This is a genomic window from Streptomyces flaveolus, from assembly GCF_000716535.1.
Taxonomy (GTDB): domain Bacteria; phylum Actinomycetota; class Actinomycetes; order Streptomycetales; family Streptomycetaceae; genus Streptomyces; species Streptomyces flaveolus_A.
On the sequence record NZ_JNWV01000026.1, the window covers coordinates 109405 to 127351 of the forward strand.

At 71.7% G+C, this 17947-nt stretch carries 11 protein-coding genes; 2 read left to right on the forward strand and 9 right to left on the reverse strand.

Features of this window, described 5'->3' with window-relative positions; translation table 11 throughout:
- Positions 1 to 142: 142 nt before the first annotated feature.
- Complete coding sequence (nrdR, locus tag OO52_RS27420) at positions 143 to 694, reverse strand: transcriptional regulator NrdR (RefSeq protein WP_030647617.1); 552 nt, start codon at positions 692 to 694, stop codon at positions 143 to 145.
- 563 nt (positions 695 to 1257) lie between these two features.
- Between nrdR and lexA the strand changes: the two genes are divergently transcribed.
- Positions 1258 to 2037 (forward strand): transcriptional repressor LexA, encoded by a 780-nt coding sequence (gene lexA / locus OO52_RS27425; RefSeq protein ID WP_014675455.1) that lies wholly within the window; start codon positions 1258 to 1260, stop codon positions 2035 to 2037.
- 240 nt (positions 2038 to 2277) lie between these two features.
- On the opposite strand, the gene OO52_RS27430 is transcribed toward lexA, so the two are convergent.
- The 4 genes from OO52_RS27430 to OO52_RS27445 all read right to left on the reverse strand — a co-directional run bounded on the left by OO52_RS27430 (position 2278) and on the right by OO52_RS27445 (position 9269).
- Complete coding sequence (locus tag OO52_RS27430) at positions 2278 to 4269, reverse strand: ATP-dependent DNA helicase (protein WP_030647620.1); 1992 nt, start codon at positions 4267 to 4269, stop codon at positions 2278 to 2280.
- Positions 4270 to 4564: 295 nt separating this feature from the next.
- The gene (locus OO52_RS27435) at positions 4565 to 5338 is read right to left on the reverse strand and encodes a GNAT family N-acetyltransferase (RefSeq protein ID WP_030647623.1); all 774 of its coding nucleotides are present in this window, start codon (positions 5336 to 5338) and stop codon (positions 4565 to 4567) included.
- A 108-nt stretch (positions 5339 to 5446) separates the two neighbouring features.
- Complete coding sequence (locus OO52_RS27440; RefSeq protein WP_030647626.1) at positions 5447 to 7531, reverse strand: IucA/IucC family protein; 2085 nt, start codon at positions 7529 to 7531, stop codon at positions 5447 to 5449.
- Positions 7532 to 7754: 223 nt separating this feature from the next.
- Positions 7755 to 9269 (reverse strand): diaminobutyrate--2-oxoglutarate transaminase family protein, encoded by a 1515-nt coding sequence (locus tag OO52_RS27445; protein WP_078877019.1) that lies wholly within the window; start codon positions 9267 to 9269, stop codon positions 7755 to 7757.
- 496 nt (positions 9270 to 9765) lie between these two features.
- On the opposite strand from OO52_RS27445, the gene OO52_RS27450 reads away from it, so the two are divergent.
- A complete protein-coding gene (locus tag OO52_RS27450) occupies positions 9766 to 10983 on the forward strand; it encodes a trypsin-like serine peptidase (protein WP_030647632.1) in 1218 nt (405 codons plus the stop codon).
- A gap of 66 nt (positions 10984 to 11049) precedes the next feature.
- Here the strand turns inward: OO52_RS27450 and hflX are convergent, their stop codons facing one another.
- The 4 genes from hflX to dapF form a co-directional block, all read right to left on the reverse strand.
- Complete coding sequence (gene hflX, locus OO52_RS27455; RefSeq protein ID WP_030647635.1) at positions 11050 to 12540, reverse strand: GTPase HflX; 1491 nt, start codon at positions 12538 to 12540, stop codon at positions 11050 to 11052.
- A 209-nt stretch (positions 12541 to 12749) separates the two neighbouring features.
- Positions 12750 to 14273 (reverse strand): M1 family metallopeptidase, encoded by a 1524-nt coding sequence (locus OO52_RS27460; protein WP_030647638.1) that lies wholly within the window; start codon positions 14271 to 14273, stop codon positions 12750 to 12752.
- Positions 14274 to 14394: 121 nt separating this feature from the next.
- Positions 14395 to 16875, reverse strand: coding sequence for a RelA/SpoT family protein (locus OO52_RS27465; protein ID WP_106972068.1), 2481 nt, complete (start codon positions 16873 to 16875; stop codon positions 14395 to 14397).
- A gap of 186 nt (positions 16876 to 17061) precedes the next feature.
- Positions 17062 to 17931, reverse strand: a complete 870-nt coding sequence (gene dapF / locus OO52_RS27470) for a diaminopimelate epimerase (protein ID WP_030647644.1) — start codon at positions 17929 to 17931, stop codon at positions 17062 to 17064.
- Between the last annotated feature and the right edge of the window lie 16 nt (positions 17932 to 17947).

Here is a 17947-nt window from a genome sequence, read left to right on the forward strand (position 1 = left end):
AACGCCCTGAAGTGCCCATTTATTCCCATGGGCACGTGTTTCTGTCATACGTTGCGGGCACCCTCAGCTACGCCCGCAACAGGTCTTCGTTCGCCGCCTCCCGGCCGGAACCCGGGTCTCCTCCCGGTTTCCGGCCCTCCGGTCAGTCGGCGGCGCGGGCGGGCACGGGGACCTGAGTGGTCCCGCCGGGCCCGCGATCGTCTTCCTGGCTCCCGGTTCCCGCGTCTTCCTCGTGCACGCCGGGGCCTCCCGTCGCCTCCCTCAGCTCCGCGATGGCGGCCTCGAAGTCGTCGAGCGAGTCGAACGCCCGGTAGACGGAGGCGAACCGCAGATAGGCGACGAGGTCGAGCTCCTGCAACGGGCCGAGTATGGCCAGACCCACGTCATGGGTGGTCAGCTCGGCGCTTCCGGTGGCACGCACCGCCTCCTCGACCCGCTGGCCGAGCTGGGCGAGCGCGTCCTCGGTGACAGGCCGTCCCTGGCACGCCTTGCGCACACCGTTGATGATCTTCGTACGACTGAAAGGCTCGGTGACCCCGGACCGCTTGACCACCATCAGCGAGCACGTCTCCACGGTCGTGAAACGACGGGAGCAGTCGGGGCACTGGCGGCGCCTGCGGATGGACGTGCCGTCGTCGGTCGTCCGACTGTCGACCACACGGCTGTCGGGATGCCTGCAGAAGGGGCAGTGCATGTTCTCCAACCCTCCTCACAGCAGACTCGTCGGCCTCACTGGACCCACAGGCCCCGCGAAGCAGCCCTAAGCATAGGGGATCGCCGAGGCGTCTTGGACCCGGGGGACCACAACTTCTGGGCTGCGGTAGCCATCCAACCACTAGATGTGGGGATTGGCTCATACAGCGAGGCAGATACGCGTGTCGCGCCGGAAGGCCGGCCCCGAGCGCCGCGGGCGACCGGCGGGGACACGCGGGCGCCGGGCAGTGTCGCCGCGGCGCTTGCGGGGATACCGTGGGCGCCACAGGGAGGAGACGTGGCACTCCCGCGCAGAAAGGGCCCCGGATCCCGGACCGCGGGATTCCGGATGGCAGACTGGGGCGCGGCCCACGAGGCCGACGCACTCCGGCGGTGAAGAGTACAACAATGGGCGCTTTTGTCCGCCAAGTGTCGCGTTAGCAATACACCCAGACACATGATCGCGTCAGGCGAAACGCACTTTTTCACTCGAACGTGTGTTTGGCGCAACCTTTCGAAAGCAACTACCGTTGTCCAGCAGGGAGACCATCGAGAGGGGCCGACGTGACCACCACCGCAGACAGTGCCACCATCACCGCCCAGGACCGCTCCATGGGCCGAGTCGAGCCGGTACACGCGATGAACGAAGCCACGAATCCCGAGGGACACAAGCGCTCCCTGCCGGGACGACCTCCAGGCATCCGGGCGGACAGTTCCGGACTCACCGACCGGCAGCGCCGGGTGATCGAGGTCATCAGGGACTCCGTACAGCGGCGCGGTTACCCGCCGTCGATGCGGGAGATCGGCCAGGCCGTCGGCCTCTCCAGCACGTCCTCGGTCGCCCATCAGCTGATGGCGCTGGAGCGCAAGGGCTTCCTGCGCCGCGACCCGCACCGCCCGCGCGCGTACGAGGTGCGCGGATCCGACCAGGCCGTCACCGTGCAACCCACGGACACCGCCGGCAAGCCCGCCGCGTCGTACGTCCCGCTGGTCGGCCGCATCGCCGCCGGTGGCCCGATCCTCGCGGAGGAGTCCGTCGAGGACGTCTTCCCCCTCCCCCGCCAGCTCGTCGGTGACGGCGAACTGTTCGTCCTCAAGGTCGTCGGCGACTCGATGATCGAGGCCGCGATCTGCGACGGCGACTGGGTCACCGTCCGCCGCCAGCCGGTCGCCGAGAACGGCGACATCGTCGCCGCCATGCTCGACGGCGAGGCCACCGTCAAGCGCTTCAAGCGCGAGGACGGCCACGTATGGCTCCTGCCGCACAACGCGGCCTACGAGCCGATCCCCGGCGACGACGCGACCATCCTCGGCAAGGTCGTCGCCGTGCTGCGCCGCGTGTGACAGCCGCGGCGGGCGGGCCGGCCGGCTCGCTCCCTGACCGGGCCCCGGAACCCCTGCGCCGGTTCCGGGGCCCTGCTTATGTCCGGGGCCCTGTGCGTGTACGGCCCGAGGCCCTGCGCGTGTCCGGCAGCCCCGGGTAGGTCCGGCAACCCTGCGTGTGGTCCTGGGCACCGGGGATGGCCATGGGGCCGGATCGCATCGCGGGGTGGTCCGACCGGCGCCGGCCGGACCACCCCGCGATCACTTGGCCGCAGCCGGCTGCGCCTCCGCCTGCTTCGCCACCGCGTCGATCGCCGCGAGCGACTTGCGGACCTGGTTACGGTCCGTGGTGTACCAGAAGTCCGGCAGTGACGCCTTCAGATAGCCGCCGTAGCGCGCGGTTGCCAGCCGCTGGTCCAGTACGGCGACCACGCCCCGGTCGCCGGACGCCCGGACTAGACGGCCGGCGCCCTGGGCCATGAGCAGGGCCGCGTGGGTCGCGGCCACGGCCATGAAGCCGTTGCCTCCCGCCTCCTCCACCGCCTTCTGGCGCGCGCTCATCAGCGGATCGTCGGGGCGCGGGAACGGGATCTTGTCCATGACGACCAGCTGGCAGCTGGGGCCCGGGACGTCGACGCCCTGCCACAGCGAAAGCGTGCCGAAGAGACACGTCTTCGGGTCGGCCGCGAAGTTCTTGATCAGTTCGCCGAGCGTCTCCTCGCCCTGCAGCAGGATGGGGAACTCGGGGATCCGGGAACGCAACTCCTCCGCGGCGAGCTGAGCGGCCCGCATGGACGAGAACAGGCCGAGGGTCCGCCCGCCGGCCGCCTGGATCAGCTCGGTCAGCTCGTCCAGCATGTCGGAGCGCTCGCCGTCACGCGCGGGCCGCGCCAGATGCTTGGCGACGTACAGGATGCCCTGCTTGCGGTAGTCGAAGGGCGAACCGACGTCGACGCCCTTCCACTTCGGCAGGTCCTCGCCCTCCACGCCCTCCGGGCCGAGCCCCAGGGATGCGCCGACACCGTTGAAGTCGCCGCCCAGCTTGAGCGTCGCCGAGGTGAGGACCACGGCCCGGTCGGCGAACAGCTTCTCCCTGAGCAGACCGGAGACCGACATCGGGGCGACACGAAGGGACGCGCCGAAACGGTCGTGCCGTTCGTACCAGACGACGTCCCACTCCGAGCCGTTCACGACCCGCTCCGCCACGTCGTGCACCGTCTCCACCGAAGCCAGCGCCTGCTTGCGGACCGCGTCCTCGTCCTGGACGGACTTGTCGCGCGTCGCGCCGATCGCGGAGATCACCGTGCGGGCGGCGTCCCGCAGCGCCATCAGGGCATAGCCGAGGTCTTCCGGGATCTCCTCCAGGCGGCCCGGCAGCGCGAGCTCCATGAGCCGCTCGAAGCCCTCGGCGGCGGTCTGGAGCTGATCGGCGGCCTTCTCGTTGACCAGCTTGGCGGCACGGCGCACCGCGCGGTTGACCTGGCCGGGCGTGAGTTCGCCGGTCGCGACGCCGGTGACCCGGGAGACGAGTTCATGTGCCTCGTCCACGATCAGCACCTCGTGCTGGGGCAGCACCGGGGCGCCCTCGATGGCGTCGATGGCCAGCAGTGCGTGGTTCGTGACCACCACCTCGGCGAGCTTGGCCCGCTCACGGGCCATCTCCGCGAAGCACTCGGCGCCGTACGCGCACTTCGACGCGCCCAGGCACTCGCGCGACGACACGGAGATCTGAGCCCAGGCACGGTCCGAGACACCGGGAGTGAGATCGTCCCGGTCACCGCTCTCCGTCTCGTCGGCCCAGTCGCGCAGTCTCAGCAGGTCCTGGCCCAGCTTGCTGGTGGGCGCCGCCGCCTCGAACTGGTCGAAGAGCCCCTCCTCCTCGTCCTGCGGCATGCCCTCGTGCAAGCGGTGCAGGCACAGGTAGTTCGACCTGCCCTTGAGCATTGCGAACTCCGGGCGGCGACGCAGCAGCGGGTGCAAGGCGTCGACCGTGCGCGGCAGATCCCGCTCGACGAGCTGGCGCTGCAGGGCGAGCGTGGCCGTCGCGACGACCACCCGTTCTCCGTGCGCGAGCGCGGGCACGAGATAGCCGAGCGACTTTCCGGTGCCGGTGCCGGCCTGGACCAGCAGGTGGGATCCGTCGTCGATCGCCTCGGCGACCGCTTCGGCCATGGTGACCTGGCCGGGGCGCTCCGTGCCGCCGACCGCGGCTACGGCGGCATGCAGGAGTTCGGGGAGGGAGGGCTTCGTCATAGCCTGACCACCCTACGACCCTGCACTGACAAACGGGGGGTCGTCGCCGGGACAGGGGGAGGGCTCACGAGCGGGGCTCCTGGGTCGGGTGGGGTGGGGTGGGGCCGAGTTCAGGGATCTGCGTCGGGCTGGGCCGGGGGTGGGCACCGGGCGCGAGTGGGAGCGGGTGGTCGGCACCGGGTCGCAACGGTCCCGGCGTCGGGGTGGCGCGGTCGCCCACGAACTTTTTTCTTCGACGCGGGAACACCACGGATCCGCCACTCGTATCTATCTGTGAGCGTCCGATCACGTGGCGCTACAGAACATCGCGCAGGACTCGGTCCCGGATCATGAGGGCGGCCCGCTTGCCGGGCAGGTCGACCTCCGCCGCGTACCGGAAGCCCGCGCTCAGGAACGCGGCGACGGAGGGGGTGTTGCGAAGATCGGGTTCCGCCACGACACGTGCACACGTGGGACGCCGGTCGAGGATCAGGTCGGCCACGGCTCGGAGCAGGACGGATCCCAGCCCTCGCCCTCGGTCGGTGGCGTCACCGACGAGGAGGTGGATTCCGGTGTCGTGCGGACGGACCGGGTGGTGACGGGCCAGTGGATCCAGGTCCGCACGGTAGATCTCCCAGTAGCTCATCGGGTTGCCGTCGAGTACGCCGAGGCACGGCACGCTGCGCCCGTCACCGTGGAGTTGCGTCCGTAGGTGCTCCTCCGTCCGGTCCCGGGGCCCGGCCAGCTCCCAGAACTCGGCGACGGCGGGGTCGTTCATCCAGCGGTGCACGAGCGGAAGGTCCTGATCAAGGCGTACGGGCACCAGCTGGAAGGAGCCGGCGGGGGTCGCGACCGGGCCCCACGTGGCGAGTCGGCCGAGGAGGCCGGTCGTCGCCCCGGCCGCGCAGAGGGCGACGAACTCCGCGGGCAGGCACAGCTCAAGCGTGTCCTCGCTGTCCGGGTCCTCGTCCTCGACGCTGAACCGCCCGAAGGAAGAGTTCCGGGGCCCCGCGATGGCCGCGTGGGGGGCGGCGCTGCCCGGCTGGGCGGGGACGGGGCCGGTTCCGGCGCTCGCGTCGGTGGGAGGCACGGTGCGCTCCTCTCAGGAGACGTGGTGGGTCATGTTCCTCGGATGTGCGGAGGTGGTGTGCGGCTCGCTGAGGGCGGTCCGCTCAGGTGGTGCGCAGAGGTACTTCGCTCAGGAGTGGAGGGGGTTGGCGATGGTGACGTAGACGGACTGGGTCTCGACCGGGCCGACGAGTTCGTCGAGACCTTGCAGCCGGGTCAGCAGGTTGGCCTTGCAGCGCAGTACGGGTGAGTCGAGGAGGCGGCCGGGCAGGGAGGTGCGCAGCGGGGCGGGCCCCGAGGCGAGGTCGGTGAGGAAGCGGCGGAAGCCCGCGAGCAGCAGCCGCTCGTCGGCGAGGCGCTGGGAGCCGAAGGCACCGATCAGGCCGAGCACGTTGTTGACGGCGAGGTAGTAGGTGAAGCGTTCGTCGGTGACCTCGTCCGGGACGAAGGTGTCGCTGTGCTCGCCGATGCCGGGCAGTCGCGCGGTCAGTTCGGCTCGCCGGGACTCGCGGAAGTAGTACCCCTGGTTGTCGCGGTAACGGCCGCCGACGGGCCAGCCGTCACCGTCGAGCAGGACCAGCGTGTTCTGCTGGTGCGCTTCGAGGGCGATGCCCGCCTCGCTGTCCAGCCACAGGACGGGCCGGACGACCTGTTCCAGGTAGCGCAGGAACCACTCGACGGCGACGGCGGCGGCGGGTCGGCCGGTGCGTACGGCGAGGCGTGCGACGAGGTGGGCCAGCCGGGACCGCATCGGCCGAGTGGGGTGGTGCGGCGCGGTGCCGGCGGGCGGCTGGGGGAACGGGCGAAGGGCGACCAGTCCGGCGACGCAGCCGACGTCGTCGGCAGGGGTGAACGGATTGTGCCGGATCACCACGTCGAGTCCCGGCAGGGGCAGACCGTCCGGGCCGTCGACGGCGAGCCAGGCCGGGTCGCGGACGATGTCGAACCCGGGGTGCGCGGCCTGCCACCGGGGGGCGAGACCGGTGCGCAGGAGCCGGTGCACCTCGACTCCGCGGTGGAGTTCTTTGCGGAGGTTCTCACGGCGGGAGTTGGTGATGCGCAGGGCCAGCGACAGCTTGAGCATCGCGGGGGCACCGGATCGGTGCACGGTGCGTACGGAGGAGGTGGGGTACCAGGGAGCGCCCAGGGGACCGAGGTCGCGGAGGAGTCCGGAGTCGAGCAGCGCGGTGACGGGCGCGCGGTGCCGGACCTCGCGGGCTTGCCAGGGGTGCAGTGGCAGGGCGGTGTAACCGTCGGGCAGCGGCAGTCCGGTGCCGGCGAGGCGGCGGGCGAGGTGGCCGGCGGGCACGGGACGGCCACGCTCGGTCCAGGCCGAGTCGGTCGCGAGGAGAGAGGGGGCGACGGCCAGCCAGTGCAGGGCGAAGGAGCCACGCGACTCCGGTGAGTACCGGTCGGCTTCCGCTTCGGTCAGGCCTTCCCGGCTCTTCGGGGTCGGGTGCAGGGGGTGTCCGAGGAGGAGGGCCTGTTCGGCGCTGAGGAAGAGGTCGGAGGTGTCGGTGGGGTGCTCGCGCCGGTGCCGGATGAAGGCCGCGGTACGGCGGACGGAGTCGGCGACTCTGGCCACGACGTCGGGGCCGTCGGCTCGGTCACCGACGCCGGTGTCGGAACGGGGGCCGGTGTCATGGCGACTGGGGCTGTGGGGACCGGTGTCGACAGGTCCGGTGCCGGTGGGATCGGTGCCGATGGGACCGATCCGGGTGAAACCGGTGCTGTTGGGACCGGTGCCGTCACCGGAGCCTGTTGAGGTGCGGGGCGAGGGGGCGTTGATGTCGGCCCGCTCGGTGGCGGTTTCCCTCGCGAGGAGGGCCGCGAGAGTGACGGCGTCGAGGGGTGGCGCCGTGTCGGGCGCGTCGGCGAGGCGCGGAAGGCCGAAGCGGTGCCAGCCCGTCGGGGACCAGTGGTGGACCGGTGCAATCAGGGCGGCGCCGCTGGCGGGCAGCGGAATGCGGAGGCTGCCGGTCGTGGGAGCGGTGAGGCCGGTCTCGCGGACCCAGCACCGCAGGAGGTTCTCGACGGCGGCGGCCTGGGCCGCGGCGCGGGGATCGGGGTGCTCCAGCGGATCGGCGCCGGGAGCTGTCCGCCGGACGGGATCCGTCTCCCGCTTCTTCTGCCGCGGGACCGACTCGATGAGCGGTGCGACAGAGGACGGGGCGCCGGATCCTCCCTGGTCGTCGGGGGTGCGGGTGGCGTTCATGACGGCTCCTCTGGGGCTGGAGTGAGGTGGTGCGGGCTCGTTCCGTCGTCCGCTCGAGTGCCGTTCCTTCGTGGTCGGCGGTCGGTGGGGCGGGATGGCGATGAGGTGGTGGTCGGCGGTGGTGGTCGTCGGCCTGGGTGCCAGGAAAGGGGGTTGAACGGTGAGGGGAAGCGGTGTTCGTCCACAGCCCGGCGCCGGGGGCCGGGTCCGGCGCGGGTGGTGTTCAGCCCGCGTGCTGGGCCGGGCAGGGCTGGCGTTGCTGGTGTGGGCCATGGGATGGGTGGTGGCGCACGGCCGCCGCCACCGCGTCGGTCAGCCGGTCGAGTACGGCCGTCGCCTGTTCGTCGCTGATCGTGAGGGGCGGAAGCAGCCGGACCACGGACGCGTGCCGGCCGCCGAGTTCGACGATCAGTCCGCGCTGGAGGCACTCCCGCTGCACGGCGGCGGCGAGTTCGGGAGCGGCCGGACACGGCGTGCGCCTGGGCTCCGGCCGGGCCGCCGTGCCACTGAGGCCACCCATGCCACCGTCATCGACGTCAGCAGCGTCACCGATATCACCGACGCCACCCACGCCACCGGCAGGGCGTCCCGGGCGAGGCGCGGTGTGGTCGGCGTCGGGGTTCACCAGCTCGACCCCGATCATCAGTCCGCGCCCCCGGACGTCTCCCACGCAGGGGAACGCGCGGGTGAGTTCGGCGAGTTGGTTCAGCATGCGGGAGCCGAGGGCGGCGGCGCGTTCGGCGAGGGCGTTCTCGCGGACGTAGGCGAGGGTGGCGGTGCCCGCGGCCATGGCGAGCTGGTTGCCGCGGAAGGTGCCGGCGTGGGCGCCGGGTTGCCAGACGTCGAGATCGTCGCGGTAGACGATCACGGCCAGTGGGAGGCTGCCGCCGATGGCCTTGGACAGGACCATGACGTCGGGGGTGACGCCGCTGTGGTCGACGGCCCAGAAGGCGCCCGTGCGGCCGACTCCGGTCTGGATCTCGTCGGCGATCAGCGGGATGGACCGGTCCGCCGTGAGGCGGCGCATGCAGCGCAGCCAGTCGTCCGGCGCGGGGATCACTCCACCCTCGCCCTGGACGGGTTCGAGGATCATCCCGGCCGGCAGCGGGACGCCGGATTTGGGGTCGTCGAGGAGGGACTCGGTCCAGCGGGCGGCGAGTTCGGCGCCGTACGGTCCGCCGACGCCGAAGGGGCAGCGGTAGTCCTGTGGGTAGGGCAGGCGGGCGACCTGGACGTCGGGGGCACCGCCGGAGGCGGCCAGGGCGCCGGCGGTCATGCCGTGGTAGGCGCCGGTGAAGGCGAGGATGCCGGTGCGGCCGATGGCGGTCCTGACCAGTTTGAGGGCGGCTTCGACGGCGTCGGTGCCGGCCGGCCCGCAGAACTGGACGCGGGCGCGGTCGGCCAGGCCGGGCGGGAGCGTGCGGAACAGCTCGGTGACGAAGGCGTCCTTGACGGGGGTCGCGAGGTCGAGGACGGAGAGGGGGGCGCCGGAGTCGAGGACCCGGCGGACGGCTTCCAGCACGACCGGGTGGTTGTGGCCGAGGGCGAGGGTGCCGGCGCCGGAGAGGCAGTCCAGGTAACGGCGGCCGTCGGCGCCCTCGATGGTGAGCCCTCGCGCCCGGACGGGCACGATGGGCAGGGCCCGGGCATAGGTGCGTGCCGAGGACTCACGCGCCGACTGGCGTCTGAGGATCCCCTCGTGCACGGCCCGCGCTTCCCCGGACGTGCCTCCGGCCATCGACTCCGTAACCGCCACGGCGCGCTGTCCTCCCCGCTGCTCAAAGGCGAGTTGATCGTCGGGGACCGGACATTGGCAGCAGGCCCCACCGGCTACAACAGCGGACCGTTCGGGCGGTTACGGGCTCGCCTGGAGAACCTTGGCCGGGCGGCACGGGGACGCGCTCCTCCGGCCCACGCACTGCACGGTGTGTCCCGCCGCACCGCCCCAGTGGGCACGCGTGCAAGACCCGGAGGGCGACGCCGGGTGACAGGTCGTCGGTCGTCACGGATCGCCGTGGACGGTGAGGCGAACCTCGGACCGGCCGACGCTCGTTGCCTGTTCAGACGCCCTGTGACGGAACCGTTGCCCTCCCGTCGGAACTCCCCCACGGCGACGGCATAGTGTGTGATGCCGTTCCCAGAAGGTCGTGAGACCGGCATGAACCTTCCATGAGTTCGCCGCCGGTGTCGGGGCCGAAGCGCCGAGTTCCTTTCACAGCAGGGGGAGTCACAACATGCGATCCATACGGCCGTCGTTCACCGCTCGGCGAGGAAGGGGTGGTCGTCGCACCTCCACCTCGTTGACGGCGGTCGCCCTCGTGTCGGCGCTGGCGCTGACCGCCACCGCCTGCAACGGCGACGGTGACGACAACGCCGACGGCAAGCCGTCCGCGGTGAGCACCGGCGACGGAAAGATCACGATCCCGGGCGACCTGAAGCACAGGCTCAAGGAACACGGGATCGACATCGACAAGTGGAAGAACGGCGCCTGGAAGAACTGGAACCGGGACGACTGGCTGCGCGAGGCCAACGACTTCATCAACCCGATCATCAAGGGCCTGTGGGACCCGGACCGGATGCGTGGCGCCGACGACCCGGACCAGGGCGTCGACGACAACGACATCTCCGGTGACCAGGGCGTGACGGACCCGACGCCGCAGCCGGTGCAGGCACGTGCGGTCACCCCGCCGTACCACACCAGCGCGGCCACCTCGGGCAAGCTGCTCTTCGACGCTCCCGGGGGCACCATGGTCTGCTCCGCGACGGTGGTGGCGGACCCGGCGCACCCGGGCAAGTCCAACCTCGTCTGGACGGCGGGGCACTGTGTGCACGCCGGCAAGAAGGGCGGCTGGTACCGCAACCTCGCGTTCGTGCCGTCGTACAACGACCAGGGCAAGTCGTCGGCCGAGCTGGAGAACGCGAGCCGGTCCGAGATCGCGCCGTACGGCGTGTGGTGGGCCGACGCGGCGAAGACCTCGCAGCAGTGGATCAGCAAGGGGGGCGAGACGGGCGGTGACGGAGCGTCGTACGACTTCGCCGTCATCCACGTGACGCCCGAGCAGGGCAGCGGCGGGAAGTCGCTGGAGGAGACCGTCGGCGGGGCGCTGCCGGTGAACTTCGACGCGCCGGCCGTGCCCCAGGTGAAGAGCATCACGGCGTCCGGTTACCCGGCGGCGGCGCCGTACGACGGTCAGCTGCTGTACCAGTGCCAGGACAAGCCGGGCCGGCTCTCCATCGAGCAGTCCGACCCGACGATGTACCGGATCGGCTGCACGATGACCGGTGGCTCCTCCGGAGGCGGCTGGGTGGAGACGGGCGCGGACGGCAAGCCCGCGCTGGTGTCGAACACGTCCATCGGCCCGGTGCGTTCCGGTTGGCTCGCCGGTCCCCGGCTGGGTGAGGTGGCCAAGAGCGTGTACGAGTCGGTGAGCAAGCAGTTCGCCGGACGGTGAGCACGCGGGGGGCATGACGAGGGCCCGCCACCCGAACGGGGTGGCGGGCCCTCGTGACGGGGTGGGTCAGCCCGCGGAGACCGGTACGTACGGCGCGAGGTCCGCCGCCAGCTCCTCGTGCACCCGGACCTTGAGCAGGGTGCCCTCCGCGGTGTGCTCCTCGGAGATCACCTCACCCTCGGTGTGGGCGCGGGCGACGAGCTTGCCGTGGGTGTACGGCACGAGGGCCTCGATTTCGACCGAGGGGCGGGGCAGCTCGTCGTCGATCAGGCCGAGCAGCTCCTCGATGCCCTGGCCGGTGCGTGCCGAGACGGCGATCGAGCGCTTCTCGACCCGCAGCAGCCGCTGGAGGACCAGCGGGTCGGCCGCGTCCGCCTTGTTGATGACGACGATCTCGGGCACGTCGGTGGCGCCGACGTCCCGGATCACCTCGCGTACGGCGGCGAGCTGCTCCTCCGGATCGGGGTGCGAGCCGTCCACCACGTGCAGGATCAGGTCGGAGTCGCCGACCTCCTCCATGGTGGAGCGGAACGCCTCGACCAGGTGGTGCGGCAGGTGCCGGACGAAGCCGACGGTGTCCGCCAGGGTGTAGAGCCGGCCGCTCGGGGTCTCGGCCCGGCGGACGGTCGGGTCCAGGGTCGCGAACAGCGCGTTCTCCACCAGGACGCCGGCGCCCGTGAGGCGGTTGAGCAGGGAGGACTTGCCGGCGTTGGTGTAGCCCGCGATGGCGACGGAGGGCACCTTGTTGCGCCGGCGCTCTTGTCGCTTGATCTCGCGGCCGGTCTTCATCTCCGCGATCTCCCGGCGCATCTTGGCCATCTTCTCGCGGATCCGGCGCCGGTCCGTCTCGATCTTGGTCTCACCGGGACCACGCGTGGCGAGGCCGCCGCGACCGCCACCCATCTGCCGGGACAGCGACTGACCCCAGCCGCGCAGCCGCGGCAGCATGTATTGCATCTGCGCGAGCGCGACCTGCGCCTTGCCCTCTCGGGACTTGGCGTGCTGGGCGAAGATGTCCAGGATCAGGGCCGTACGGTCGATGACCTTGACCTTGACGACGTCCTCCAGCTGAATCAGCTGGCCGGGGCTCAGTTCACCGTCGCAGATGACGGTGTCCGCGCCCGTTTCGATGACGATGTCGCGCAGCTCGGCGGCCTTGCCGGAGCCGATGTAGGTGGCCGCGTCGGGCTTGTCACGGCGCTGGATCACGCCGTCGAGCACGAGCGCGCCCGCGGTCTCCGCGAGGGCGGCCAGCTCCGCGAGGGAGTTGTCGGCGTCCTGCGCCGTGCCGGTGGTCCACACGCCGACGAGCACGACCCGCTCCAGGCGGAGCTGTCGGTACTCGACCTCGGTGACGTCCTCGAGCTCGGTGGACAGGCCCACCACGCGGCGCAGGGCCGCGCGCTCGGAGCGGTCGAACTGGTCGCCGTCCCGATCGCCGTCGATCTCGTAGCTCCAGGCGACGTCCTCTTCCATCAGGGCATCGGCCCGAAGACCCTCGGGATAGGCGTGCGCGAGGCGCTTGGTGTCCTGGGAAGGGGAAGAAGAGGAGGTCATTGGATCCTTACGTCGATGAGATACGTCGGTGAGAGTGCCGTCACGGCGTCGGCGTCACGGCCTCGGCACGGCGGGCGGTCGCCCGCACTGCTCACGGTCTTCAACGCACGAGTGCCCCGGGAGATTCCCGTGTCCCGTGCGCGCCCACCCCTAGATGGTCGCACGGTACGACGCGTCTCGTCACCGGGTTATCGCCAGGCGTCACCGGGTCATCGCCGGGCGCGGGGCGGGGTGGGCTGGGCCGACGCCGTCTGCTTCCAGTCCGGGTGGCCGGGCATCGGCGGGGTCTTCTCGCCGTACAGCCAGGCCTTGAAGAAGCCGCTCAGGTCGCGGCCGGCGATGGCCGAGGCCAGCCGGACGAAGTCGGCGGTGGTGGCGGTGGCGTCCTGGTGCTCCCGGACCCAGATCCGCTCCAGCCGCTCGAAGGCCGGCCGGCCGATCTCCTGCCGCAGGGCGTAGAACACGAGGGCGGCGCCGTCGTAGATGCTGGGCCGGAAGATGCTGATCTTCTGGCCCGGGACGGGCGGCTTGGGCCTGGCGGGCGGGCCGCCGGCCTCGCGCCAGCGGTCGGACGCGCCGTAGGCGGCCTTCATCCGGTCCTCCATCGGCCGGTGCGCCGTCTCCTCGGCGTACAGCGTCTCGTACCAGGTGGCGTGGCCCTCGTTCAGCCAGACGTCGGACCAGTCGCGGGGGGTGACGCTGTCCCCGAACCACTGGTGGGACAGCTCGTGGACCATGATCGACTCGATGTACCACTGGGGGTAGGCGGGCTCGGTGAACAGGCCTTTCTCGAAGAGTGAGAGGGTCTGTGTCTCGAGTTCGAAGCCCGTGGAGGCCTGGGCCATGAGCAGGCCGTAGGTCTCGAACGGGTACCGGCCGACCTTGCTCTCCATCCAGGCGATCTGGTCGGGCGTCTTCGCGAGCCACGGTTCGAGGGCCTTGCGGTCGCTCGCGGGTACGACGTCCCGAACGGGCAGGCCATGGGGTCCCTCGCGGTGCAGTACGGCCGAGCGGCCGATCGAGACCTGGGCGAGTTCGGTGGCCATGGGGTGCAGGGTGCGGTAGGTCCAGGTCGTGGTGCCGCCGACCTGGTCGGCGCCGCCGGGCAGGCCGTTGGCCACGGCCGTGTAGCCGTTCGGCGCGGTGATCCGGAAGGTGAACATCGCCTTGTCGGACGGGTGGTCGTTGCACGGGAAGACCAGGTGGGCGGCGTCGGCCTGGTTCGCCATGGCGAGGCCGTCGGAGGTGCGCACCCAGCCGCCCTGCTGGTCCTTGCCGTAGACGGGGTCACTGGTGTGACGCACGGTGATCCTGGTCAGGCTGCCCTCGTCAAGGGGGTGCTCCGGGGTGACGACCAGATCCTCGCCGGCGCTGGTGAAGTCCGCGGGACGACCGTCGACCTCGACCGACCGCACGGTGCCGTGCGCGAAGTCGAGGTTGAGGCGCTCCAGGTCGTCGGTGATCCAGGCGTCGATGGTGGTGACGGCCTGGAGCGGCTTGTCGTTGGTGCCGGGGTAGGTGAGGGACAGGTCGTACGAGGCGACGTCGTAGCCAGGGTTGCCCAGGTACGGGAAGAGCCGGTCGCCGACGCCGAGGGGTACAGGCGGCGCCGCGGCGGCCAGGAGGCAGACGGAGACGGCGGAGGCGAGCAGGGCCGCCTTCCGGTGCCGGGAGACCTTGCGCGTGGTCCGGGGGCGGGCGGTCCGGGGCCGGGAGCGGGGGGTGAGCAGCATGGACCACCGCTACCAGTGGCCACCCGCCCCGCGGCGGCGACGCGCGACCGGCCCACCCGAACGGGTAAGCCGGACGCCTTCGACAGGACGACCGTAGTGAGGACGCCCGTGGACGCCGTCGTCAGGACGCCCTCGGCTGGTGCTGCGCCCTCCTCACGTCGTACACACCCGGCACGTCCCGCATGGCGCGCATCAGGGCCGGGAGGTGGGCCGCGTCGGGTAGCTGGAGGGTGTAGGTGTGGCGCACCCGCTGCTGGGTGGGCGGTTCGACGGTGGCGGAGACGATCTCGACGCCCTGCACGGCGATCGCCTCGGTGAGGTCGGCGAGGAGATGGGGGCGGCCGAACGATTCAGCGACCAGCGTGACCCGGCACTCGGCGGTCTCCCCCCAGCGCACGCCGATCTCCGCGCGCCCCCTGCTCTTCATGTGCGCCACCGCCGCGCACTCCACGCGGTGCACGGTCACCACTCCCCCGCGCACCGCGAACCCGGTGATCTCGTCCGGCGGCACGGGCGTGCAGCACCCGGCGAGCCGTACGGCGGCTCCGGGCCGGTCCGCGAGGACGTCGGCGCGCCGGGACCGCGGGGCGGCGGCACCGGTGGCCGGGCGCGCCGATGCAGCGCCCGGGGCGGCCTGGTCGGCCGGGAGGCGGGGGGCGGAAGGGTCTGAGGGGCGTGGGCGGGAGGAGTCCGCGGGGCGGGTGCCGGACGGCCCGGCGGGACGGGCCGCGGAGGGGTCCGCCGGACGGGCGGTGGTGGCTGCGGGGCCGACCGAGAGGGCCTCGCCGGTCCGTGCCGACGCCGTGCGGGGCTCGGTGGTGGCCTCGGTTGACCCGGTGGCCTCGGTGCTCCCGGCGGTGGCCCGGGCGGCCTCGGCGCGGGTGTCGCCCGGCTCGGCCGGCTCGGACTCGTCGGTGCCGCAGGCGGGGTGGGTCGCCAGCCAGCGCTGGATGGCGATGCGGGCGGCCGGGGTGTGCGCGTGCTCCAGCCATTCGCGGGAGGGTTCGGAGGCCGGGTCCTGCCCCATCAGCAGCTGGACCGTGTCGCCGTCGCGCAGGACCGTGCTGAGGGTGGCCAGCCGGCCGTTGACGCGGGCGCCGATGCAGGCGTGCGCGTCCTCGCCGTACTGCGCGTAGGCGGCGTCCACGCAGGTGGCGCCCTCGGGCAGGCCGAGCGCGCCGCCGTCGGGGCGGAAGACGGTGATCTCGCGGTCCTGGGCGAGGTCCTCGCGCAGGGTGGACCAGAAGGTGTCGGGGTCGGGGGCTGCCCGCTGCCAGTCGAGGAGGCGGGAGAGCCAGCCGGGGCGGGTGGGATCGGCGCGCTCGCCGTCGGCCAGGGCGCCGGAAGAGGGGGCGTTGGCCGCGGAGCCACCGGCCGTGGCGGTGTCGGACGCGGGGGCGTCGGCGGCGGGTGCGTAGGGGTTGCCGAGGGCCACGACACCGGCCTCCGCCACCTTGTGCATCTGGTGGGTGCGGATGAGGACCTCGACCACCTGGCCGTCGGGGCGGGCGACGGCGGTGTGCAGGGACTGGTAGAGGTTGAACTTCGGTACGGCGATGAAGTCCTTGAACTCCGAGACCACCGGCGTCATGCACGTGTGCAGTTCACCGAGGACGCCGTAACAGTCCGCGTCCTCGTTCACCAGCACCAGCAGGCGGCCGAAGTCGGTGCCGCGAAGCTGTCCGCGTTTGCGGGCCACTCGGTGGACGGAGACGAAGTGCCGGGGGCGGATGAGCACTTCGGCCGGGATGCCGGACTCGCGCAGCACCCCGCGCACCTCGTCGGCGACCTCGGCGAGGGGGTCGCCGGGGCGGGCGGCGTTCTCCGCGATGAGTTCCCTGGTGTGCTCGTACTCCTCGGGGTGGAGGATGGCGAAGACCAGGTCCTCCAGCTCTGTCTTCAGGGCCTGCACACCCAGGCGTTCGGCGAGCGGGATGAGGACGTCACGGGTGACCTTGGCGATCCGCTCCTGTTTCTCGGGGCGCATCACGCCGAGGGTGCGCATGTTGTGCAGGCGGTCGGCGAGTTTGATCGACATCACGCGCACGTCGTTGCCGGTGGCGACGAGCATTTTGCGGAAGGTCTCCGGCTCGGCGGCGGCTCCGTAGTCGACCTTCTCCAGTTTCGTGACGCCGTCGACCAGATAACGAACCTCCTCTCCGAACTGTTCCCGCACCTGATCCAGCGTCACCTCGGTGTCCTCGACCGTGTCGTGCAGCAGAGAGGCCGTCAACGTGGTGGTTTCGGCGCCGAGTTCGGCGAGGATGAGGGTCACGGCGAGCGGGTGCGTGATGTACGGCTCACCGCTCTTGCGCATCTGGCCGCGGTGCGAGGACTCCGCCAGGACGTAGGCGCGGCGCAGGGGTTCGAGGTCGGCGTCGGGGTGGTGGGCGCGGTGCGCCTCCACGACATGGCTGATCGCGTCGGGCAGTTTGCCGCGGGCTGCGGGACCGAGCAGCGCGGCCCGGCCCAGCCGGCGCAGATCGATCCGGGGCCGGGACTTTCTGCGCGCCGCCGCGGGCGCCGCGGACGCTGTGAGCGCTTGTGGCGCTGTGGGCGCTACCGGGCCAGCGGTCGCAGGATTCGTGGCCTCCGCACTCATGGGCACCTCCGGCTCGTGGACCGGCGGACGGGGCCTCGGGGCGTACGCGGCTCAGGGATGGCGACGTTCCCCCGTCCGTGCCGGTGCTTGATGCTACCGAGCCCACCACGTGCGACAGACCGCCTCTCGCCGAGCGTGAAACGGATCACCCCTTCGAGCGACGAAATCGAGGTTTAGGGTCGTGGGTCAGCCGAACGCGTGAGCCAGCCACTCGGCGTCGATCTCGCCCTCGGCGACGATCACGGCGGGACCGGTCATCTCGATCTCACCGTCGGGCCGCTCGGTGATGACGAGGCGGCCTCCGGGCACGTCGACGGTGTACGTCGCCGGGGTGCCGGTGACGGCCGGGTCGGTGCCGTCCCGCCGGGCGGTGGCCACGGCGACGGCGCACGCGCCCGTGCCGCACGAGCGGGTCTCGCCGGAGCCGCGCTCGTGCACGCGCATGGCGACATGGTGGGGGCCGCGGTCGACCACGAACTCGACGTTCACACCGTCCGGGTAGGTGGCCGCCGGGCTGACCGGCGGAGCGGTGTAGAGGTCGCCGGCGTGTGCCAGGTCGGCCACGAAGGCCACCGCGTGCGGGTTGCCCATGTTCACGTTGCGCGCGGGCCAGCTCCGCTCGCCGACGGTGACCGTGACGTCTCCCTCGGGGAGGCGGGCGCGGCCCATGCCGACCGTGATGTCACCGTCCTTCGCGATGTGGACGGTCTTCACGCCCGCGCGCGTGGCGATCGTGAGGTCTCCTTCGGCCACATGTCCGGCGTGCTGGAGGTAGCGCGCGAACACACGGACGCCGTTGCCGCACATCTCGGCGACCGAGCCGTCGCCGTTGCGGTAGTCCATGAACCACTCGGCCTCGGCGGCCATCGCCCGGGCCTCCGGGTGCGCCGCTGACCGTACGACGTGCAGCACACCGTCGCCTCCGATGCCCGCCCGGCGGTCGCACAGGGCGGCGACGGCGGCCGGAGACAGGTCGAGGGCGTTCTCGGGATCCGGGACGATCACGAAGTCGTTCTCGGTGCCGTGACCCTTGAGGAAGGCGATCCGTGTGCTCATCCCTCGATCGTACGGG

What these genes read in the sequence shown, in the direction of transcription:
- OO52_RS27450 (WP_030647632.1), top strand. Translation starts at nt 9,766, where the DNA reads ATGCGATCCATACGGCCGTCGTTCACCGCTCGGCGAGGAAGGGGTGGT.
- OO52_RS27465 (WP_106972068.1), bottom strand. Translation starts at nt 16,875, where the DNA reads ATGAGTGCGGAGGCCACGAATCCTGCGACCGCTGGCCCGGTAGCGCCC.
- OO52_RS27460 (WP_030647638.1), bottom strand. Translation starts at nt 14,273, where the DNA reads ATGCTGCTCACCCCCCGCTCCCGGCCCCGGACCGCCCGCCCCCGGACC.
- dapF (WP_030647644.1), bottom strand. Translation starts at nt 17,931, where the DNA reads ATGAGCACACGGATCGCCTTCCTCAAGGGTCACGGCACCGAGAACGAC.
- hflX (WP_030647635.1), bottom strand. Translation starts at nt 12,540, where the DNA reads ATGACCTCCTCTTCTTCCCCTTCCCAGGACACCAAGCGCCTCGCGCAC.
- OO52_RS27440 (WP_030647626.1), bottom strand. Translation starts at nt 7,531, where the DNA reads ATGAACGCCACCCGCACCCCCGACGACCAGGGAGGATCCGGCGCCCCG.
- nrdR (WP_030647617.1), bottom strand. Translation starts at nt 694, where the DNA reads ATGCACTGCCCCTTCTGCAGGCATCCCGACAGCCGTGTGGTCGACAGT.
- OO52_RS27445 (WP_078877019.1), bottom strand. Translation starts at nt 9,269, where the DNA reads ATGGCCGGAGGCACGTCCGGGGAAGCGCGGGCCGTGCACGAGGGGATC.
- OO52_RS27430 (WP_030647620.1), bottom strand. Translation starts at nt 4,269, where the DNA reads ATGACGAAGCCCTCCCTCCCCGAACTCCTGCATGCCGCCGTAGCCGCG.